Here is a 1,287-nt window from a genome sequence, read left to right on the forward strand (position 1 = left end):
CTCTTGAGAGACTGGAGCCATGACGAAGCATATCCCACCTTTCTCCCCTGAGGTTCGCGAGCGGGCAGTCCGGCTGGTCCGGGAGCATGAGAGCGAGCACGGTTCGCAGTGGGCGGCGATCCAATCGATCGCGGCCAAGATCGGCTGCTCGGGTGAGACGCTGCGGAACTGGGTCAGACAGGCCGAACGCGACGGCGGCGTACGAGCCGGGCTGACGACCGATGAGCGCGAGCGGATCAAGGCGCTGGAGCGCGAGAACCGCGAGCTTCGCCAAGCCAACGAGATCCTGAGGAAGGCGTCGGCGTATTTTGCCCAGGCGGAGCTCGACCGCCGGTTTCGGTCATGATCGCCTTCATCGACGACCATCGTGCGCTCTATGGGGTCGAGCCGATCTGCAGGGTCCTGCCGATCGCCCCGTCGACGTACTACGCCCATGCCGCGCGGCGGGCCGATCCCGCAAGGCTGCCAGGTCGAGCCAGGCGGGACGCGGTGCTCACGGCCGAGATCCGGCGCGTACACGCGGCCAATTTTGGCGTGTACGGCGTGCGCAAGGTCTGGCGTCAGCTCGCGCGCGAGGAGATCGCGGTAGCGCGCTGCACGGTGGCGCGGCTGATGCGGGCGATGGGCCTGCAAGGCGTCGTCCGCGGACGCAGGGATCGCACGACCGTTCCCGATCCGGCGGCAGCCTGCCCCCTCGACCGGGTCAACCGGCAGTTCAAGGCCGAGTGCCCGAATCGGCTGTGGGTCGCGGATTTCACGTACGTCGCCACCTGGGGTGGCTTCGTCTACGCGGCATTCGTGATCGATGTCTTCGCCCGCCGGATCGTGGGTTGGCGTGTGTCGCGCTCAGCCCGGGCGGACTTCGTTCTCGATGCCCTCGAGCAGGCCCTGCACGAGCGCCGCCCCTTCGCCGGCAGCGGCCTCGTGTGTCACTCCGACCGCGGGTCGCAATACGTAAGCATCCGCTATACCGAGCGCCTGGCCGAGGCTGGCGTCGAACCTTCCGTCGGCAGCGTGGGCGATTCCTATGACAATGCTCTCGCCGAGACGGTGATCGGCCTGTTCAAGGCCGAGGTGATCCACCGGCGCGGGCCGTGGCGTTCGTTCGAGGCGGTCGAGTTCGCCACCCTTGAATGGGTGGATTGGTTCAACACCCGGCGGCTTCTCGAACCCATCGGCAACGCCCCTCCCGCCGAGGCCGAAGCACGCTACTATGCACAAGCCGAGGTCCGAGCCTTGGCTGCCTGATCCAAACCAAACAGCCTCCGAAATTCCCGGAGCGGTTCA

At 67.1% G+C, this 1,287-nt stretch carries 1 protein-coding gene and 1 other annotated feature; the gene reads left to right on the plus strand.

Annotation, left to right across the window (positions count from 1 at the left end):
* Nucleotides 1–19: 19 nt before the first annotated feature.
* Nucleotides 20–1,248, plus strand: a protein-coding gene (locus tag WDW90_RS37230; protein WP_336492743.1) for an IS3 family transposase whose coding sequence is annotated in 2 segments (ribosomal slippage) — nucleotides 20–308 and nucleotides 308–1,248 — 1,230 coding nt in all. Because the reading frame shifts where the segments join, the coding sequence is not laid out codon by codon here.
* Nucleotides 301–417 (plus strand) — a sequence feature (AL1L pseudoknot). It overlaps the preceding gene by 117 nt.
* Nucleotides 1,249–1,287: the final 39 nt, after the last annotated feature.

Source organism: Methylobacterium nigriterrae, assembly GCF_037106235.1.
In the GTDB taxonomy this organism is placed as follows: Bacteria; Pseudomonadota; Alphaproteobacteria; order Rhizobiales; family Beijerinckiaceae; genus Methylobacterium; species Methylobacterium nigriterrae.